The sequence below is a fragment of the Levilactobacillus zymae genome (genome assembly GCF_032190635.1).
Lineage (GTDB): Bacteria > Bacillota > Bacilli > Lactobacillales > Lactobacillaceae > Levilactobacillus > Levilactobacillus zymae_A.
On the sequence record NZ_JAVLAS010000001.1, the window covers coordinates 1,071,061 to 1,090,396 of the forward strand.

Sequence of the window (19,336 nt, forward strand, 5' to 3'; positions counted from 1 at the left end):
TTCGTCGCCAGTTTCAGGAATTATGGTATTCTTGTTCTGGAAGCGATTTTAAGGGGGAAACATCATGAAAGGAAGCAAACAGTGGCTCGTTGCCGCCGCCATCGTCGGCGTGGGTCTGAGTAGTGCTATTGGGTTGACCAGTCATGCGGCGACCACCCAACAGACCTTTATTTCAACATTAAAAAGCCCCGTGAAAACGGTGGCTAATCAATACAAACTTTATCCGTCCGTGATGATGGCCCAAGCGGCGTTAGAAAGTGGCTGGGGGACCAGTCAACTGACGCTACAAGCCAACAACTATTTCGGAATCAAGGGCAGTTATAATGGTCAATCGGTAAGCATGGAGACGTCAGAGTATGACGCCAACGGTCAGTTGTACACCACGGCGGCGAACTTTCGGAAGTACCCGAACGCCAAGGCCTCGATGACCGATAACGCTAAGCTGTTGCGCAACGGGATTAGTGGCAATTCAGCCTATTATAGTGGGACTTGGCGGGAAAATGCGGCGACTTATGCGGCTGCGGCGAACGCCCTGACGGGGACCTACGCCACGGCCCCGACATACGGCGCGTCGTTGATTGCGTTGATCCAACAGTACGGCTTAAATAGCCTGGACAAAAAGACTAGTTCGACGACCAGCAGTTCATCGAGTTCGTCGGCGAACAGTGGGGCCACCGTGCAGCCGGTTTATGCCACGGCCAAGTATTACGGGGTCAGTGGGACTCAGACGGCTCGACTGGGAAGCAAGTACACCAGCTATCGCGTGTATAACCATATTAAGGGGACCCGCGAGAAGGTCACTAAGACGGCGTGGTCGAAGCTGAAGGTCGGCCCGGGCCAACTAGTCTATCTCAACATGCGCGGCGTTAAGAAGGCGCCGACAACGGGCAAAAAGACCACTTGGTACCGCGTGACCTTCTCACCGGCTAAGTCGGCGAAAAAGTATTGGGTTTACGGGGCCGCCTTGACCCTGCCGACGGTGAAGTATGCCGCTGGTCAGGCGACCGTCAAGCTCAGCGCGGCGAGTGGTGACTACTATAATCACGTTTTTAATTCACCGTACTTAGCGAAGGCGCAAGGGACCTTGAGTCAGCTAAAGGCGAAGACCTATACGGCCGATAATCAGGCCGTGAAGACCCAGGATGGGATCAAGACGACCTGGTACCGTATCCTAGCGGGCAAAACCAAGTATTGGGTAGCCGCTGACCATACGGCCGCCACCCCCCAGTACGATTACGTGGCGTACACCAAGACCAGTGGCACCAGAAAGCTCAGTAAGACCTTTAAGAAGTACCACCTGTACAATCACGTGAAAAAGACGCACTTTGATCAACAAGAATTTAAGTGGCCCAGCAAGGTCAAGGCGGGGACCAAGGTAACCTTTAACCAGATTGTGACCAAGCCAGCCTACCAGACGACCTGGTACCGCATCCAGTTCAGTGGTAGTAAGACCAACTACTGGGTGGATGCTCGAGCCTTAACTAAATAACCCAAAGAAACCCCCGACGAGTTGTTTTGTCGCGGGTTTTTAGTATAATGGTGGGGTCAAGTGACCGTGGCTAAAGAAATGTCTAAGCTCGTCACGGAGCCTTTTCGTTTTCGGTGATTTTCTGGTATAATACTACAGATTAAACGGTGGCTGAAACCCAGACCGCGCCGTTGAGTACGCTAATAATTGAGTTAGGAAGTTTAATTCATGGATAATGCATATAAAATTAAAGTCCAAAACGTAACCAAGGAATACGACCTCTACAAGAGTCAGTCCGAAAAACTTCGGTCGTTCTTCTCGTTGCGCAACAGCAAGGTGCCGCATTTTTGGTCATTAATGGGCATCTCCTTGGAAGTTAAGCCGGGAGAGACGCTGGGCTTGATCGGGGTTAACGGCTCCGGGAAGTCCACGTTGTCGAACATCATTTCCGGCATTATTCCGCAAACTACCGGCGTGGTGGATGTGCGGGGGGATACCTCCATCATCGCCATCGGGGCCGGCTTACGGGGGAACCTGACCGGGTTGGAAAACATCCGGCTGAAGGCGTTGATGCAGGGGCTAACCAACCCCGAAATCGATGCGTTGATGGATGACATCGTTTCCTTCGCCGATATTGGCGACTTCTTGTACCAGCCGGTTAAGAGTTACTCCTCCGGGATGAAGTCGCGGCTGGGGTTCTCCATCGCGGTTCACGTGAACCCCGATATCCTGATCATCGACGAAGCGTTATCCGTCGGGGATGACACCTTCTACCAGAAGTGTGTGGACAAGATCTCCGAGTTCAAGGACGAAGGCAAGACCATCATCTTCGTCAGTCACTCCTTAAAGCAGATTGAGATTCTGTGTGACCGGGTGGCGTGGATTCACTACGGGACGTTGAAGGAAATTGGCGACACCGCGACGGTGGTTAAGAACTACCGGGGCTTTACCAAGTGGTTCAAGGCGCAGACCAAGAAGGAAAAGAAGCACTTCCAACGTCAGATGAAGGCGAACCAAAAGGCCTTCGATATCGATGCCTATCAAAAGGAAGTCACCGATGAGCGGCAGAAGGCTGAACCGGACAATGCTAATGTGGCCGCCGAGGTGAAGAAGGACTTCTACGGTTCCGTGATCAGTGAAAAGATGAGTACGGGGAACCGGATTCTGACCACGGTGGTGGGTATCTTGTTCGTGTTAATCTGTTTAGTCAACGTCTCGGGGCATTCTGTGGGGGATGTGATTCAGCATCCAGCGAACCTGGTGCACCCCGAAACGGTACTGCACGACCCGAACGCAACCACAACCGTCAAATAAGTTAAAAAAACATTAAAAAATAGATAGATTTCTATCATTTTTAGTGGTATCTTTAGTTTACCATTTATTTACTCCCTTAATCGGGTTGCCCAATGAATCCGATCGAGGTCTTATCTCTCATTTGGTGCAGACTAAATGGTGGCCGGAAAGCTTGCTTTCCGGCCTTTTTGTTCCGCAAACAAGAAACCGCTTAACTTTTTATTGGAAAAGTGTTGACAGCGCTTACAGAAACAAGTATATTATTAGCTGTAAGGTATTAATAAGGCTCTTTGTCAAATCCTGTTGATAGATGAATTTGGGACACTGTTAGAAGTTATGCAACTTCTAACAGTGTCTTTTTGTTTGGTTTGGTTCTCATTTGTTGTAATTTAACTCTTGAAACTAAGTGGTGATAATTTCGGAAACCGAAGGCAGTTCTTTGAATTTGCTTAATCATTCTATTGATCCCTTCAATTGGACCATTAGAATACTTTGATTCACTGGCATTGAGGACTATTTCAAGATTCTTTTTAAATGTGGTTAAAACATCTTTCATTTGCGAGCTAAGCTTATCGTTGTTATATAAATATTGAACAAGACCATCTTTGTCGTGATTTTTAAGACATATCATAATGCCTTGCATGGCGTTATAAGTATTTAACAGTCTTTCATCAACATCTAGACCTAACTGAACTCTTTCGAGTTGAGTTACTTGTTTCCTAAGGTGTCGATCGAAAAATGTTTTTTTAATCTCAAGCTCATCGAAGTGTTTTAAATAAAGTTTCCAGGAGAATTTAAGCATCCGATATTCCTTGGATTGTTTCTTGTATTCTTTCATAATTTGAACGCGACTTTGGTTAAAAGATCTAGTCATCATCGCAACAATATGAAAACGATCGACAATTATTTTGGCATTTGGAAATACCAATCTGGCGATATCTTGATAGTAACTATTAAGGTCCAGAGAAACTGTCTTTACTTGCTTTCTAGCGGTGCTGTCAAACTTATTAAAGTAATCAATAATAGTTTGTTTAAAGCGATCCGGTAGGATCTGTTGAATTTCATGATCACCATCACCGTTAATACAAAGAAAGTGGAAATCGCCGCCAACACCACGAAATTCATCCATAGATAAGTGCTCAGGTAAAGAATGATAATTTCTCCGAAATAGATCATCATAGTTGTCTAAATAGCGACAAACGGTACTGGGAGAAACACTATTATCTAAAGCAATACTAGTCTGAGTACGATCATCCTGAAGATGCATGAATATTTTTTGTCTGGTAGCTTTGGAAATATTACAATACTTATTGACGAGGTCTGTTGTTGCCATTACCGAGTTTCCACAATTTTTACAGATTAATCGTTCTTTATGAAGTTCAAGATAGACGGGCTCACTAGCGTTGGCCGACGGATATGAAACGCGTGACACATAGTGTCCGTTATGACTAAAGTTTTCAAAACCACATTGAGGACACCTTGTATAAGTGGCTTTTACATTGGCAACATAGACTTTAGCAGGTTTTGATTTTATGAATTGATGCTTATAACTGAAAAAAATAACATTTGGGTCTTTAATACTGAGTGAAAATTTTATATTATTATCTATAGGGTTCATGGTTTCTCACATCCTTTGATGATGCTGTAGTGGGTGGATTTTTTTGTGTGTGGGGACCTGTGGGCCTCTTTTTTTTTCAAAAAAATCCTGTTAATAGATTACCACATTGGTAGTTCATCAACAGGAAAAAGTATAGAGCCATTAATAATTACCTTCTAATCAATTCTCTTTCTCTCTTATGCCGACCACTGCCATTCCCTGGTAGTGGTTTTTGTTTTGCCCAAAACTCGGTATAATGGAGCTAACACTGGGAGGGATAGTCATATTGAAAAGTCATGAAACCTTTACCTTAATCGAAGAAATTACCCGACTGGATGGGTCTAAATACATGGAAATTAGTGACATGGTCCAAAACGGACGTGCGGAATTGGCGGCCGAACGGGGCTTAATCAAGCAGGTACGGATCTTGCAGCTAAACATCGCCCACACGCCGCACGTTCAGGCCTACGAAGATTACGTCAACGAGAATTACGAGATGCCCGCCGAAGACTTTACCGAGTTTCAGGAATGGGCCAAGCCGGCCGAGATCCAAAAAGAAGTCGACGCCATCTTGCACGAAAACCATATCGGGTAACCCAGACTGAAAGGGACTGCGAATTTTTCGCAGTCCCTTTTATGATCACGGGAGGCCAACTGGTCCCCTGTTTTTTTCGGAATTGGCGCTTGGGGCCGGCCGGTGAAACTCGTAGAATTGATCTGGTTAGGTGCGGGGCCGCCACACGGTTTGCCAGGCATGCACCCCCGCAATGATTTGGGCATCGTCGACCTGGCGAAAACTTAAGACCAAGCTTTGGTAATCTTCGCGGCAATCGACCCAACAACGGTCGGGGTCCACGAGACCGACGCCGGCTTGGGCCGCCGTGGCGATCACGTCACTGGCCCGTTCGCCGGTGGTCAAGTGCAGGGTGACGAACGTTCCCGCGGGCGCACCCATGGGCACCAACGCGGCGCCAAAGGCCGTTTGCAGGGTATCTAAGAGGAGTTGACGGCGATTGGCATAGACTAGCGTGAGCTGGCGCATAAAGCGTTCTAACGCGTCGTTAGCGATGAGGTGGCTGACGATTTGTTGTTGCCACTGGGAATTACGGTTGGGCAATTTACTGTATTTTGCCTGGTAGGTCGGCACCAGGTCCGCGGGGATCACCAGAAAGCCTAGGCACAGTGCCGAGCCCAGCGTATCGTCGTAGTTGCTATAGTAAAACGTTCGCTCGGGATAGTCGTTGGCCAACGCCGGCGCGGGGGTGCCACCGTAGTCCAACGTGCCGTCGGTGTCCAGTTCGATCAGGTAGCGTTGCGTCGCCCGGGCCCAGGTGGTCAGGCGGTGCCGCTCGGCGACCGTAAAGCCGTAGCTGGTGGGAAAGTTGTGCGTGGGCGTCAGGAGGTAACCCAACGCCGCCGGCCAACTGGTAGGCGGTGTTTCCGGAGTGAAGGGCACCGTGGGCACGTCTAAGCGCGGCCACACGTGGCGGGCATTGGGCGCCGTGGGATTCGCCACGCCCAGTTGGCCCGTGGTCAGTTCGGACAGGAGGTTGGCGATGATCCCGGCCGCCTCGTTGAAGCCACTGGTGACCACCAGTTGTTCCGGCGTGGCGTGGATACCCTTGACGCGGGCCAGCATGGCCACCAGTTGGCGTCGGTACTGCAAGTCCCCGTTGGCCGGTTGGATGTGGGGCAGGCCGGTAAACATCATGGCCTGTTCGGCGTTACGCCAGGCCTGCTTGGGAAATAGCCGCAGGTGGTCGTAACTTTCCGTGAAGTCGTAACGAAATTTCTCGGTGGTCGCCGGTTGGGCCAGGGTGCCCATGTCCGTCAGGTAGGGAAGCTGCTGGGCCACGTGATAGCCGGCACCGGGCTTACTGACGACGTAACCTTCCGCGACCAGGTCCTGGTACGCGTGGTCGACCGTGTTGCGGCTGACTCGCAATTGCTGGGCCAAAAAGCGGGTGCTGGCCAGGACTTGGCCCGGCTGCCGCACGCCGGTCTCAATCTCGGCGCGTAGTTGGCGGTAGAGTTGGTGATAGAGTTGTTCGTGACTCTGTCGGTTCAGGGTTAACATACCCGGACCCCCTTAATTCAAGTATTTAAATCTAGTTTAGCGCAAAGAAAGGACTTTTTAGCCATGAAAATCTTATTAATTAATGCTCATCCCGATTACCAAAATCCCCAGCGCACGATCAACCAGTTGACCGCCACGGCCCAAGCGACTATTGCGGCGCAGGCGCCGCACGCCGCGGTTGAGACGCTGACGCTCTACGACCCGGCCACTCAGCTTCCCCGGATTACGGCCGACACGTTGGCGGCAACGGAAATGTCACCGGTCCAACGGCACCTGATCGACCAGTGGAAGGCCGCCGATTTGACCGTGATTTTGATGCCGCTGCACAACTTCAACGTGGTCAGCAAGCTTAAGGACTATATCGACAACGTCTTTATTGCCGGCGAGACCTTCAAGTACACGGCCGACGGGTCGGTGGGCCTGCTGAGTAACCAACACAAGGTGGTTTACGTTCAGTCTAGTGGTAGTGACTACGCCCACGATTTCCGGTACGTGACCGCCGACATCGCGCCGTATTATCTTCGGACCATCATGAGTCTGATGGGTATCACGGCCATGGAAGTCATTCGCGCGCAGGGACTAGATCTGGCCAATAGCGACAAACCCGCCATCGTGGAAGCCACGAAGCGTCAGTTGCAAGCTTACCTGACCAAAGTGTTGGCAGCGACCGACTAGTATGCTTGACTTCGAGTCAACTCTAAGTTGTAGGCTAGAGTCGAGGTGAAGCAGAATGGAAGAATTAGAGAAGCTAAAGGCGGGCGACTGGTACGATTTTCGGGACCCCGCGGTGGCACAACGCAAGGCACGAGCGGCGCAACTCTGTCAGGAGTTCAATGCGATTCCGGCGACGGCGCCGGACCGACAAACGGCCAAGATTCGTGAAATCTTTGGGTCTACCGGCCAACGGGTCTCGGTCCAAGCCACGTTTAACTGCGACTATGGCAAGAATATCCACGTGGGCGAGGACTTTTTGAGTAACTATAATCTGACCATCTTGGATATCGCACCGGTCACCTTTGGCCATAACGTCATGGTGGGCCCCAACGTTGACATCTACACGGTCAACCACCCCCTGACGCCAACGGGGCGACGGGGATACCTGGCCAAGGCGCAACCGGTGACCATCGGTAGCGACGTCTGGATTGGCGGCAAGGTGACCATCAATCCCGGCGTGACCATCGGAAATAACGTGGTGATCGCCTCGGGGGCCGTGGTGACTCACGATGTGCCGGATAACGTACTGGTGGGTGGCGTCCCGGCGCAGGTAATTCGTCCGCTAGCCGAAAAATAGAACACGCTAAATAAAGGCACTTCGCGAAAAGTCGTGAAGTGCCTTATTTAGATGAACTCTGTTAGGCAACGGACCTGATGATGTGGTCGTCATTAAGCCTTTAAATCGTTCAGATATTCGAATAAGATACCGTCCCGTAAGCCGGCGTTGGAGAAGGTGATCTGCTGTGAATCCAGCAGCCGCATCAACAGGGTGACCGGAATCAGACCGCCCACGATGATGTCGGCCCGTTCCTTGGCGAGCCCGGGCACCTTCTTGCGGCCCTCCAGGTCTAGGCCCAGAAGTTGGGTCAGGGTCTCGTAGACGTCTTCGTCGGTCAGCTTGTAACCGTGGACGTCCTCGGCGTTTAGGAAGTTCTTCTTGCGCCGGTTGATCTTGGCCAGTGTCCGGTTAGCCCCACCCAGGCCGATGATTGGTAGGTTGGTCGCTTCGCGTAACCACCAGACGTCGTTAAAGACGTTGTTGACGAAGGTCATGGCCTTGAAGAGCGAGGCGGACTGAACCACGTCGGCTTCCAGATAATTCTGGGACAGGGTCACCGACCCGAGCGGAATCGAAACCACGTGCTTGAGCTGTTGGTTTTGCACCAGGATCAGTTCGGACGACCCACCCCCGGTGTCGACGATCAGACCGTTGACCATCGGCAGGGTATTAATCACACCCAGGTAGTCGTAACGGGCCTCCGTGGCCCCGGAAATAACCTTAAGGGTCAGGCCGACTTGTTCTTTGACCTGCTTCAGGAAGGCCTTCTGGTTGGAGGCTTGGCGGACGGCCGCCGTGGCAACGGCGTGGATGTCGGGCTTTTCTAGTTGACTGTAGACGTCCTTGAAGTCGCTGAGGGCGGCCAAGGTTCGGTCGATGGCCTCGGGCTGGAGAATCTTTTCCGGACCCATGTTGGCCGAAAGCCGCACGTAGCGTTTGATCTGGTTAACCGTCTGGTAATTACCGTGGCTATCGACTTCGGTAATGGTCATGCGCACTGAGTTGGATCCCAGGTCGATGACGACGAGATTTTTCATTGTTGAGGACTCCGATCCATAGGGGATTTCGGCTGATTTTTCGGACTCAGCATCGGCCGGAACTGCCGGGGCGCGCCCACGGGTTGGTCCGTGTCCTGGGGGAGTTGCTTGGTCTTAGCTTCAGCCGCTTGCATAAACGCGGTTTGGGCGTCCAGGGGTTCCAGCCCCCGGCGGTCGACCCGAGTAAACTCACGGTCAGCCTGCAGCACCCGCGTTTTAACGTTATCATCCCACATGGTGTGGAAAATATCAAAGATGCGGTGGCGCAGGTCGGCGTGCAGGATCGGGAAGAGCAGCTCGACTCGGCGGTTCAGGTTCCGGGTCATCAGGTCGGCACTGGACAGGTAGACCTGTTCGTCGCCGCCGTTCGCAAACGCGTAGATCCGGCTGTGTTCCAAAAAGCGTCCCACGATGGAGTGGACTTCGATGTGGTCGCTGACGTCGGGGATGCCCACGTTAAGGCAGCAGATGCCCCGGACGATCAGTTGAATGTGCACGCCGGCGTGGGAGGCCTCGTAGAGCTTGGCAATCATGGCCGAGTCGGACAGCGAGTTCATCTTCATCTTGATCCAGGCGGGTTGGCCCAGTCGCGCGTTGTTGATTTCCTCGTTAATCCGGCTGACCAGAAATTCGCGGATGCCGTCCGGCGACATGTGGAGTTGGTGGAAATACGGTGGTTCGGAGTAGCCCGACAACATGTTGAAGATGTTGGAGGCGTCGATGCCCATGTCCGTGTTGGTGGTGAATAAGCCCATGTCGGTGTAGAAGTGGGCGGTCACGTCGTTGTAGTTCCCGGTTCCCATGTGCATGTAACGCCGGATGCCGTCTTCTTCTCGGCGGACAATCAGGGCCAATTTACAGTGGGTCTTCAGCCCAATCAGGCCGTAAATCACGTGGCACCCCATCTTTTCGAGCTGGCGAGCCCAGTGAACGTTGTTTTCCTCGTCGAACCGGGCCTTGACTTCGACCAGCACGGTGACTTGCTTACCGTTTTGCGCCGCGGTCCCTAACGATTTGATGATCGGGGAGTTGGCGGAAACCCGGTAGAGGGTCATCTTGATGGCCAGAACCTCGTCGTCGCTGGCGGCCTGCTTGATCAGGTTGGTGACGGCGTCGAATGAATCGTAAGGGTGTTGGACGAAAACGTCGTGGTCGCGGATCGTGGCGAAGAGATCGTCGTCGGCCCCCATCCCCGGCGTTTGCGCCGCGGTGAACTTGGGGTAGCGTTGGTTATCCAGGCCGGTCATCTGCTTGGTCCACTTTCCGAGGAAGGTGAGATCGATGGGCCCAGCGATGCTGTAAATGGCGTAGGCCGGAATCTTGATGGAACTGGCCAGGCGCTTTTGCAGGGCCGGGGAGATGCCGGACTCGACCTCTAGCCGCACGGCGCTTCCGTGTTCACGTTGCTTGAGTTGATGCTGGACTTCCTTCAAGAGGTCGGAGGTGTCTTCTTCGGCCACGTCCAAGTCCATGTCCCGAATGACCCGGTAATTGGCGGCCTCTTGGACCTTGTAACCTAAGAATAGGTCACCGATGAAGGTTTTGATGACGTCTTCCAATAAGATAAAATCGTTGGCCCCGCCGGGTAACCGGACGGTCCGGGGGAAGATGTCGGGCACTTGGACGGTGGCAAAGCGTTTATCGTGCTTGTCGCCGGCCTTGTGCAAGCGCAGGGCGATGTTTAGCGTGTTGTTACCGATAAACGGAAATGGTCGCGAGCTATCGACGGCCATGGGCGTCAGTGCGGGTGAGATTTCGTTGTTAAAGTAGTGCTCGATGAAGCGGCGTTGGTCGGCGGTCAGGTCCTGGGGCGTCTTGAGATGGACGTTCAAGTTGGCTAGTAGCGGCAAAAGCATCCGCGTGAGCGTGGAATATTGCTTGATGACCTGGTCGTGGGCCTTGGCGTTGACTGCGAGTAGTTGGTCTTCGGCGGTCATGCCCGAAGCGTCAGGCTTGGGATAGTTCACCGCGGCTAATTTGGCGAGCGAGGCCACCCGGACCATGAAGAACTCGTCGACGTTACTTTGGGTGATCCCCAAGAACCGCACCCGTTCCAGGAGGGGATTGGTTTTATCGCGGGCTTCGTCCAGCACCCGGGCGTTGAAGTCTAACCAGCTGAGTTCCCGGTTAGTGTAGTATTTAGTTTTATCGAACGTGGTTGTCATTTGTGCACCCTCCTCTGTTTAAACACGGGTTGTAACCCGAAGACGTCCGTGAAGAATTCGGCCTTACGCGTGAAGGCCCAGCGGACTAACTCTAAGTCGTCGTCGCTAAAGGCCGTGATGATGACCTGAGTTGGCCGTACGGAAACGGAAATGCGCTCCACGGTCTGCTGGTGGGCGTCGTCGAGGGCGTCGGCCAGCCGGAGAATTGCGGCTAGTTTCGCAATCGCCAGGCGCTTAGACGACCCCAGTTGCCGGAAACGATCCAACTCACCACCGGGCGTCCGCGCGCTGTGGTAACGTGAAACGGCGGCGATAATCTGGGTTTCTTCGGCGGATAGGCCCAGGATTTCGGACTGTTGAAGCACGTAGTCCGAGTGGAGGTAGTGCTGGTGGGTGTCGATGAAGCCACCGCTATCGTGGACGATGGCCGCAATGTGTAGTAACAGGCGGTCACGGGCCTTCAAGTGGTGGAGCGGTTTCAGTTGATCGAACAGGTGTAACGCAAATTTTTCGACCAACGCCATGTGGTGGGGTTCGACGCGATACCGGTGGGCCACCGCGTAAGCTGCCCCGAGGATCTGCTTGTTAAAGTCTTGCTTGCGGTGGTACCCCTCGGCGATGGCCCGGTTGGTGGTTAACCCGTCTAAGACGTTGAGGTTGACTAGGTGGACCTGTTCGGCGTGGACCACAGCGAGTAGCTTTTGAATCAAACGGACTTCGGGCAAGACCAGCCCAATGGATTCCTCACTGATCTGGAGGTGCTCCATGAGGTACTGGTCCGAGGCCGCGGTGACCTCGTGGGCGAATTGCTGGAAGCGTTCGAGAGACAGGGTGCAGTTGTTCTGGCCGGCCGGAATGAAGAAGCCGTTTAACGGCGTGGCACCGATCAGAATGACCTGATTAGTGGCCTGCTGCAGCTCTTCCGGGATGAACCGGTAGAAGTCGTCAACCTTACTATTGATGTAGTCGTCCAGGACGGCCACGGGATTAGGCGCGGTGGTCCGGAGGTTTTGTAAGACTTCCTTGGCTCGCGTCGGCCCCAGCTTCATGTTCGGTGATGCCTTTAACTCGTGGTGATCGAAAAACGAGAAGGTGGTGCTCCCGGAGTTCAACCCAATGATGGCCGCGTGCTTAGCGGTCAGCTTCTGGTAGTCGGCGAAGTGGATGGCAATCGCTTCGTTACGCACGAAGGATTCTTCACTTAACGATAACCAGTGCAGCCGTAAGCCCGTGCGGACGTACAATTGGTCGCGAATGAAATCGGCGTTAGCGGCACTGGACAATGCTTGGGAACCCCAGGCTTTGTAGTGGGTCACTCCGTAATCTTTGATAATTTGGAGAAAACCGCGTAGCGCCTCGGCGGCGTCGACGACGGTTTGCAAGTCGATATCGACATGGTTGTAAATATTTTCCCCAATGGCGACGGTCGATCGAACGTGTTCGGCTTGTTGAACGGTTTTAAGATTGACAATTGATAGTTCCATGCTAGTCACGTTGACCAGGATGGCGCCAAAATAATTATCAGCCATATGCTCATCTACTTTCTTGATAAATTTAAGGTGGTGTGTGGGCTGTCCTTGCTGGGAGGTTCGTCGGCAGCGACGGACGGTATCTCCCAGCTTTCCCCTCAGACAGCCACGGGAGAAACAAACTAGTCCGTGAAGACCTGATTATCCATAATTAGGCGATCGAGGTGCTTTTCGGTCCGCTGGGTCTTCGGTGGTAAGGCGTGGTAGTCGCCGTACATCGTGGTTAAGATGGTGGCGTAGTCTGCGGGAACCTGAACGGTCAGGTTTTCAAAGGGCACGGTCGTGAGTTGGCTGACCTGGTCCACGGTGAAAACCTCTTTATCATAGGCGTACTGGGAAGCTAGGTTTTTTACGTGCGGCAGGTCGGTTCTGGCTTGATACTGCGTCATGACCGTGTCGCGCGCCGCCTTGAGCGCCTGGACGTCGGCCAGTTGGTCGGCCCCCAGGGGACTCTGAAGTTTCATCAGCGAATTACTAACTAAATGATACCGCAGTTGGAGCAAGATCCGGGTATTGTACCACTGGAACTTCGCCAACTGCTCGCGTTGCTGGGCGGGTTCTTCCGGAATCCGGTCGAGCGGGAAAATATCGATGAACACGCCTTTACGGGCGTTATTCACGTTATTTTTCCCTTCAATATAAGTATTGCGATCGAGTAACTTGGCGTAACTTAACGCGTAGTTCGGATCACTAGTGGGAGTTTGCAGGAAATAGTGGGAATCGGCCAGTCGCTTGGGAGCGGCGGCCAGAAATCGGTCGTAGTCGGCCCGCAATAACCCCACGTCCACGTCATCGTCCCAGGGGATGAATCCCTGGTGGCGAATGGCGCCTAATAACGATCCTCCCAGTAACAGGTAGGGAAGGTTGAGTTCCGTACACAACTGCGTGAATTGGGCGAGGTTGCCCAGTTCAACGCGGTGAATGCGATCAATTAAATCTGACATATAAAAATCCTTTCTGTCCCCCGGCAACCGGGGCGCGTTCTGCTGCCCGGTTGTGAGCGGGGGTGGTAAAATAAGTGAAGTGACGGCCTCCTTTCTGAGCCCTAAAACATTTCTCTATTCTACCATAACTTAGTTCAGGCTATTGTCGGTCGGTCACGAAAAAAACTGGTATTTGCGGAATGTAAATGCTAAGATAAAAATCGTATTTTGAGAATTGTAGGTGGGGATTCATGGCTGAACAAGAACAACCCTTATTGGACGCCTTCATCGACGTATACATGAGTTCGTTAAAGTATCTGGATGAGTTTATTTCGGAGCCAGCCAAGGCGTTTCATTTGTCGTTTGAACAGTATCTGATTTTGCGTGAAATCACCCGGCACCAAAACGTGACGTTAATGGACATTGCCAGTCAACGGCAGGTGACCCGCAGTGCCATTTCGCGCCAGATTCGGGTCTTGTTGCGGCAGGGTTATCTCCGACAACAACCCGACGAAAACGATCGGCGCCGGTTGTATCTGCTGGCCACCCCGGCCGGCGAACAAGCCGAACGGTTAATTCGGCAACGGATCGACCAACGGTTTCAGGGCTGGTTAGACATGTACGGTGAAGACCGGGCTCAGGAGATCCTGAGCTTTATTCGGGATTTCAGCCAGGTGACCCGCCTGAAAAATCGAGATCATTAACCCTGGGTAAAAAAGGAGATTGAAGTCAATGAGCAAAAAGCGCATGAGTGATGCAGAGGCCAAGCGCTGGCGCAAGATTGTCTTCATGGATGACGATCACGAGGACAAGCGTCCCGGACGCCACCCCAAGTCGTACGTATACGGGGAAGCACAATCCAAAAATTGGTGGCAGCGGCTGAAAGGGCGCTTGTCACACCGTTAATCAAAATGGACACACTCAGCTGAGTAAGCTGGGAGTGTCCATTTTTGGATAGTCGGCAACGCGACAGACTTATTTCGACTTGACGGTGACCGGGGCGACCTCGCTGAATTGATCGACGAGTTCCACGGTCACGTTGGGACTGCCTCCCAGCAGCTTGGCAACGGGACAGCGGCGCTCGGCCAGGTCGGCCATCGCCTCCGCGGTTGGCCGGTCCACCCCGGGAATCCGGATCTGAGCGGTGACATAGAATTGAAAGCCGCGGGTATCGCGGGCGTACTCCACGATGGTTTGCACCTGCGAGGTGTGCGGCAGGTGGCGGAGTTTCTCGATGGCTTCCAGAGTGGCGTTCAGACAGGTGCTCAACGCTAAACCTAAGAACTGTTCGGGATTGACACCGGGGGCAGCGGTCATGGGAGAGCTGGTCACAACGTCCAGCCCCCCGGGAACGTAGGAATGACTATTCAAGCCGTCCTGGTTAATGGCGACGGTCCGGTATAAAGGTGGGAATTTCTCACGGTCAATGGACATGGCTGGTAACCCCTTTCTTGACTTACTTTTAGCCTACGCTGGTTGGCTCGAAAACACAATTGATTAACATCAAAATTGATAGGGCTTTCAAGAAACTGAACCACTAATGGTTCAGCGAAACAACTAATTCCAGTTATCGGCTGGTAAGCCGCGAAGCAACCGCTTGCGCACCTTAGCTATACCAATTTGACTAAAAGGTTGTTAATTAGACCGACAAACCTTCGAAATATGAGAAATTATCCCCGGGACAGCAAGCCGTGTAAAAGTTTTGTAATATTTTAATTTAGGGGTAGACCGCTTAAGAAAATGTGCTTATAATATACGGTGACAGGAATTAGAACACTGGCGCAAGCATTTGGGGGGAGCCATATGTTAGATAATCAGCTGTCAGAAGAAAAACGCGAATTTCAGATGCTCACGTGGCGGGCACAAAAGCACGGCGCGCAGGTTGTGACCGAGGATCGTATGCGGCGATTCACGGCCACCATCGCTGAGCAGGAGGCCATCGTGTTGGCGGCGCAATCCCGTCGTACGGTTGTCCCGATTGGCTAAACGGTAAGTTCGGTGCAGAGTCCCGGTAAAGGGGGCGTCGACATGAAACATCCAGGAATGTATTATGTTTATTACACCTGTGGCTGGCTGTTTATCGCAATCATGCTGGTCGCAATTTATCACTTAGGAATGGTTTGGATCTCCGTCAGTCATATGTAGTCGATAAGCGTTAGGGCGTTCTCGTGCGAGGGCGTCTTTTTTTGGCTAATGAATTGGTGGGGGAATGGTATGAGAGGTAGAAAAACGAGATTGGGACAAAAGGCGGTTAGCTGGTGAGCATGAACGACGGTTCGTAAGACGGATAATCCCGAACCTGGATTAGCTGACGATTCAAGGGGTTAAGCGGAACCAGCTGCCTTTTGGCGCACGTTTCGACACCAAATATTCGGAGCCGAAAAAGAGCCCGAGACTTTTGCCCCAGACTCGTCTTATGCGATATAGTTGATGCGTGATGACTTAACGTTGGCTTTCGCCAAGCCTGATTTGTCGCCCTTTGGCGCACGTTTCACTACTAAATATTCGGAGACACCAACGAGTCTGAGACTTTTACCTCAGACTCGTTTTTGCATCTAACCATTTTGTGTGTCACCGGCAACAGGGCTACCGCTACCGATCAGCTTAAGCGGGACTTAAGCTGGTGCGTGTAAGCTAGTGAGCAAGGTTTCTCAAACCACAAAAAAGCTAGTTACGCACGAACGCAACCAGCAGAATAGAAGTATGTGTACGGTTTAATGGTGTTAATAATGGCTAAAGGTCAATTAACTCCTCCAATAATCGTAAAACCGTGGCAGGCTCTCACCTGAATATGTGACTATATTATAACGTGAGAATCGGTGTCTGTAAACCACTTTTTAAAGAAATTCTTAAAGCCACCACCCCAAGACTAACAATAGGGTGACCAATGCTGGAAACCCTTGCAACCAGAAGATGGTGCGCTTGACAGTGAGACTACCGAAGAGGGCGACGACCACGATGTAGAGCAATAATAGCGCCGTGGTTAGGTGCTGTGCGGTTCCCGTGAGCAACCATTGGCTGGCTAAGATCACCGCGCCCAACATGCCGTTATAAATTCCCTGATTGGCCAGGGCCGTTTGGGCGGGCTTTTGGGTCACGAAGCTTAACGGCATCCCAAAGGCTTGGGATTGCTGGGTGGGCGACCCCCAAATTTCCAGGGCCATGATGCCCAAATGTTCAACAGCGACTAAAATGATGAGACTGGTAATTAAAATTGTCATCTAAATTACTTCTTTCTGACCGCAACCTCGTGATAAAATAGTTTATATCATGAGTCGTCTTGATTAATTTATTTTTAGCAACTTTAAGCTAGTTTTTAGCTTGGCGTGTAGAATATTTAATTGAGGATATTTTTAACGGGGGAGCTCGAGTAATCATCGGGGTGGATCGCAGTAGATCAAGCTTTCTGAAAATAAGAATGGAGGAATTACTGATGAGACTCCTAGACTTGAGTGGACAACAATTCGGCAGACTAACGGTTATTCGCCGGGACGGCACTGCCAAGAACGGTAATGCAACGTGGTTATGTAAGTGTAGCTGCGGGCAACTGGTGACGGTCGATAGTTACCGGTTACGCCACGGGATTACGGTCAGCTGCGGCTGCTATCGGCGAGATATCAGCAAGGCCCGGCTAACCCAGGATCCCCGGACCCGCAAGCAAATTGGTAACGCGACGAACCTACCCCTGGTTAACGGGTCTAACGTCGCCGCGTTGACCAAGCTGAGCTCGCGGAACATTTCCGGCGTGATCGGCGTGAGTTTTGATAAGCGGTCCGGTAAGTGGGCGGCACGCCTATTTTACCACGGTCACTACGTGTTAAACCAAACCTTTAGCGATTTTTACGACGCCGTTGCGGCCCGTAAAGCCGCCGAACAGAAATTAGCCCAACATAATGACATCGATTTAAAGGTGCCGGCGGAGGGCTAAGCACCAGCTAAATGAATAGAAGCCAGGCGAGCCGTTCTCTTATGGAGAGCGGCTTTTTTGGTGGTGCCGGGCAACTCTTAGCGAACTTTAATTGGCCTTTGGTGAAATTCGTGTTATAGTGTTATAGAAAGATATAACACTAGTGGGGTGAACGAAATGCAATTTGATGATAAGGTACCGATTTATTATCAGATCAAGAATTACCTGTATCATCGCATGGTGGCCGGCGAATTAGGGTTAGGTGACAAATTACCGGCCGTCCGGCAGTTGGCGGTGGACTTAACGGTCAACGTCAACACGGTGCAGCGGGCCTTACGGGAAATGACCGACGAGGGTTACATTACCCCCCAACGGGGCCGCGGCAACTTTGTGACCCAGGACGCGGCCAAGATTGCCACGCTAAAACAACGACTAATAACGACGTACATTCAGGACCTGTACGGCCAGCTCCACGCCTTAAAGCTGACCGATGCGGAAATTATTGCCGAGATTAAGGCCTACATTCAACAGCGGGGGGACGCAGATGACTAACGCACTTGAGATTACTCAGTTAACTTATCGAAAAAATACCAAGACGATTTTAACGGACGTGAACCTGCAGATTGCGCCGGGTAAGATTGTGGGTCTCCTGGGGGAAAATGGGGCCGGGAAAACGACCCTGATGCGCTTGATTGCCGGGGTTGCCAAGAACGCCAAGGGCACGATCGCCGTGCACGGCGAGACGCGCGAGGCGCCGCGGCGGGCCTTTGTCAGCTTCAGTGAGGCGCTGCAGGGGTTCCGCCCGGCTGATAAGCTGAGCCAGATTCGGGACTTTTACGCTTTGGCCTACCCAGACTTTTCGGCGAAGAAGTATCTGGACCTCATCACGTTCTTACAGATTGACGACGACCAGAAGTTGTCGACCCTATCCAAGGGGACCCGGGAGAAGTTTATCATTGCGCTGACCCTCTCGCGTGAGGCGGCCGTTTATCTGCTGGATGAACCGTTTAACGGGATCGACAGCATGAGTCGTAAGCGCATCATCAGTAGCATTATTCAGTGGAAGCAAGATTCGGCGACCATGGTGATTAGTGACCACTACGTGTCGGAGATTGCGGCGTTACTCGACGAGGTGGTCGTGATCAAGGACCACACGGTGTGCGCGCACAAGAGTAGTGACCAGATTCGTAGCGAGTTTGGCCTGGGCATCGAGGCCTTTTACGAAAGCATTTACGAGGGGGACATTCACGATGACGAGCTTTAGTCGCGATTTTCGGACCATGTGGCGGCCCAAGTTCCGCAGCATGAATCAGCTATTATTCTTTAACCTGATTGCCGTGGTGATCACCATGATCTACCAGATTTGGCAACTCGGACTAGCCAATTTAGAAATGATTACCACGGTGATGGGGTGAGGCTCGGTCTTCGGGTTCGTGGCCTTCGTCTTATTGACGCGGCAAAACGAACAGATGCTGGTCAGTGACACCTATCGCTTACTGCCGACCAGCGATACCAAGCTTTACCTGGCCAATCTGGCAACGTCGCTGGTGGCGCTGATCTACGTGGGTGTGGTGCAGGTGGTCTTGGTCTTAATTGGCACGGCCATGACCGGTAAGACGATTCGCAACTGGTTCCAGACCAACGTGAACTTCCAGATGAACGCAGCGGACCTGCGCAATCTGGCCCTGTACGGGACCACGTCCGTCTTTTGGATCGTGGCCATCGTTTTGTGGATCTGGGTGTTCGTTAACCTGATTCACTTCGGGACCAACACCATCAGTGCGTTTCTCCCCAACGTCCAACAACGGATTGTTAAGGTCGTCTTAGCCGTGATTCTGACCTGGGTGGCGATTCGCTTCATGAGCTGGATTGCCCACCTGGAAAACCAGGTCTACAACCACTTCACGACGGTCTCCGACATCACGCTCAACGCGTCCGGTTTCTGGCTGGACCTGCTTAGTCTGTTTGTGGCCATTGCGGTGGTCGCGGCGCTAAACATCTTCATGATGAAGCGCTGGGTGGAAGCCAAATATTAATCGAATCAAAAAAAGCGAAATTCCCGTTGAT

At 52.2% G+C, this 19,336-nt stretch carries 21 protein-coding genes; 13 read left to right on the forward strand and 8 right to left on the reverse strand.

The features are described 5' to 3' along the window. Positions 1-64 precede the first annotated feature (64 nt). Both RI501_RS04845 and RI501_RS04850 read left to right on the forward strand, forming a co-directional pair. On the forward strand, positions 65-1,489 hold the full coding sequence (locus RI501_RS04845; protein WP_313820598.1) for a glucosaminidase domain-containing protein: 1,425 nt from the start codon (positions 65-67) through the stop codon (positions 1,487-1,489). A 207-nt stretch (positions 1,490-1,696) separates the two neighbouring features. Next, on the forward strand, positions 1,697-2,782 hold the full coding sequence (locus RI501_RS04850) for an ABC transporter ATP-binding protein (RefSeq protein ID WP_313820599.1): 1,086 nt from the start codon (positions 1,697-1,699) through the stop codon (positions 2,780-2,782). A gap of 313 nt (positions 2,783-3,095) precedes the next feature. Here the strand turns inward: RI501_RS04850 and RI501_RS04855 are convergent, their stop codons facing one another. Continuing rightward, positions 3,096-4,379: an ISL3 family transposase gene (locus tag RI501_RS04855; RefSeq protein WP_010620868.1), complete on the reverse strand. Its 1,284-nt coding sequence runs from the start codon at positions 4,377-4,379 to the stop codon at positions 3,096-3,098. A 265-nt stretch (positions 4,380-4,644) separates the two neighbouring features. Here RI501_RS04855 and RI501_RS04860 point away from each other — a divergent pair, with 265 nt between their 5' ends. Beyond that, positions 4,645-4,953, forward strand: coding sequence for a hypothetical protein (locus RI501_RS04860; RefSeq protein WP_057732067.1), 309 nt, complete (start codon positions 4,645-4,647; stop codon positions 4,951-4,953). Between the two features lie 126 nt (positions 4,954-5,079). On the opposite strand, the gene RI501_RS04865 is transcribed toward RI501_RS04860, so the two are convergent. Then, a complete protein-coding gene (locus RI501_RS04865; protein ID WP_313820600.1) occupies positions 5,080-6,435 on the reverse strand; it encodes an aminotransferase-like domain-containing protein in 1,356 nt (451 codons plus the stop codon). 63 nt (positions 6,436-6,498) lie between these two features. Here RI501_RS04865 and RI501_RS04870 point away from each other — a divergent pair, with 63 nt between their 5' ends. Together RI501_RS04870 and RI501_RS04875 are read left to right on the forward strand one after the other, a co-directional pair. After that, the gene (locus RI501_RS04870) at positions 6,499-7,110 is read left to right on the forward strand and encodes an FMN-dependent NADH-azoreductase (protein WP_313820601.1); all 612 of its coding nucleotides are present in this window, start codon (positions 6,499-6,501) and stop codon (positions 7,108-7,110) included. A 55-nt stretch (positions 7,111-7,165) separates the two neighbouring features. Further along, complete coding sequence (locus RI501_RS04875) at positions 7,166-7,726, forward strand: sugar O-acetyltransferase (protein WP_313820602.1); 561 nt, start codon at positions 7,166-7,168, stop codon at positions 7,724-7,726. A 92-nt stretch (positions 7,727-7,818) separates the two neighbouring features. Here the strand turns inward: RI501_RS04875 and ppx are convergent, their stop codons facing one another. From ppx to RI501_RS04895, 4 genes are all read right to left on the reverse strand, one after another. Then, on the reverse strand, positions 7,819-8,745 hold the full coding sequence (ppx, locus tag RI501_RS04880; RefSeq protein WP_313820603.1) for an exopolyphosphatase: 927 nt from the start codon (positions 8,743-8,745) through the stop codon (positions 7,819-7,821). Next, positions 8,742-10,910 (reverse strand): RNA degradosome polyphosphate kinase, encoded by a 2,169-nt coding sequence (locus RI501_RS04885; protein WP_313820604.1) that lies wholly within the window; start codon positions 10,908-10,910, stop codon positions 8,742-8,744. Before RI501_RS04885 ends, ppx begins: the two co-directional genes overlap by 4 nt. Next, complete coding sequence (locus RI501_RS04890; protein WP_313820605.1) at positions 10,907-12,439, reverse strand: exopolyphosphatase; 1,533 nt, start codon at positions 12,437-12,439, stop codon at positions 10,907-10,909. Before RI501_RS04890 ends, RI501_RS04885 begins: the two co-directional genes overlap by 4 nt. A gap of 122 nt (positions 12,440-12,561) precedes the next feature. Beyond that, the gene (locus RI501_RS04895; RefSeq protein ID WP_313820606.1) at positions 12,562-13,383 is read right to left on the reverse strand and encodes a LicD family protein; all 822 of its coding nucleotides are present in this window, start codon (positions 13,381-13,383) and stop codon (positions 12,562-12,564) included. Between the two features lie 230 nt (positions 13,384-13,613). Between RI501_RS04895 and RI501_RS04900 the strand changes: the two genes are divergently transcribed. Together RI501_RS04900 and RI501_RS04905 are read left to right on the forward strand one after the other, a co-directional pair. After that, positions 13,614-14,066, forward strand: a complete 453-nt coding sequence (locus tag RI501_RS04900; protein WP_313820607.1) for a MarR family winged helix-turn-helix transcriptional regulator — start codon at positions 13,614-13,616, stop codon at positions 14,064-14,066. Between the two features lie 28 nt (positions 14,067-14,094). Then, the gene (locus RI501_RS04905; protein WP_313820608.1) at positions 14,095-14,268 is read left to right on the forward strand and encodes a hypothetical protein; all 174 of its coding nucleotides are present in this window, start codon (positions 14,095-14,097) and stop codon (positions 14,266-14,268) included. Positions 14,269-14,337: 69 nt separating this feature from the next. Here RI501_RS04905 and RI501_RS04910 read toward each other — a convergent pair whose 3' ends face one another. Next, on the reverse strand, positions 14,338-14,796 hold the full coding sequence (locus RI501_RS04910; RefSeq protein ID WP_313820609.1) for an OsmC family protein: 459 nt from the start codon (positions 14,794-14,796) through the stop codon (positions 14,338-14,340). Between the two features lie 369 nt (positions 14,797-15,165). Between RI501_RS04910 and RI501_RS04915 the strand changes: the two genes are divergently transcribed. Continuing rightward, a complete protein-coding gene (locus RI501_RS04915) occupies positions 15,166-15,348 on the forward strand; it encodes a hypothetical protein (protein WP_313820610.1) in 183 nt (60 codons plus the stop codon). An 863-nt stretch (positions 15,349-16,211) separates the two neighbouring features. Here RI501_RS04915 and RI501_RS04920 read toward each other — a convergent pair. Beyond that, on the reverse strand, positions 16,212-16,583 hold the full coding sequence (locus tag RI501_RS04920) for a DUF1304 domain-containing protein (protein WP_313820611.1): 372 nt from the start codon (positions 16,581-16,583) through the stop codon (positions 16,212-16,214). Between the two features lie 212 nt (positions 16,584-16,795). Here RI501_RS04920 and RI501_RS04925 point away from each other — a divergent pair, with 212 nt between their 5' ends. The 5 genes from RI501_RS04925 to RI501_RS04945 all read left to right on the forward strand — a co-directional run bounded on the left by RI501_RS04925 (position 16,796) and on the right by RI501_RS04945 (position 19,305). Continuing rightward, on the forward strand, positions 16,796-17,290 hold the full coding sequence (locus tag RI501_RS04925; RefSeq protein WP_313820612.1) for an alcohol dehydrogenase: 495 nt from the start codon (positions 16,796-16,798) through the stop codon (positions 17,288-17,290). Positions 17,291-17,446: 156 nt separating this feature from the next. Beyond that, positions 17,447-17,821: a GntR family transcriptional regulator gene (locus RI501_RS04930; RefSeq protein WP_313820613.1), complete on the forward strand. Its 375-nt coding sequence runs from the start codon at positions 17,447-17,449 to the stop codon at positions 17,819-17,821. Further along, entirely contained in the window at positions 17,814-18,533 is a 720-nt protein-coding gene (locus RI501_RS04935; RefSeq protein WP_313820614.1) for an ABC transporter ATP-binding protein, read from the forward strand. The genes RI501_RS04930 and RI501_RS04935 overlap by 8 nt, the downstream gene beginning before the upstream one ends. Then, a complete protein-coding gene (locus RI501_RS04940; RefSeq protein WP_313820615.1) occupies positions 18,520-18,684 on the forward strand; it encodes a hypothetical protein in 165 nt (54 codons plus the stop codon). The genes RI501_RS04935 and RI501_RS04940 overlap by 14 nt, the downstream gene beginning before the upstream one ends. Positions 18,685-18,702: 18 nt before the next feature. After that, the gene (locus RI501_RS04945) at positions 18,703-19,305 is read left to right on the forward strand and encodes a hypothetical protein (RefSeq protein ID WP_313820616.1); all 603 of its coding nucleotides are present in this window, start codon (positions 18,703-18,705) and stop codon (positions 19,303-19,305) included. The last annotated feature ends 31 nt before the right edge of the window (positions 19,306-19,336 follow it).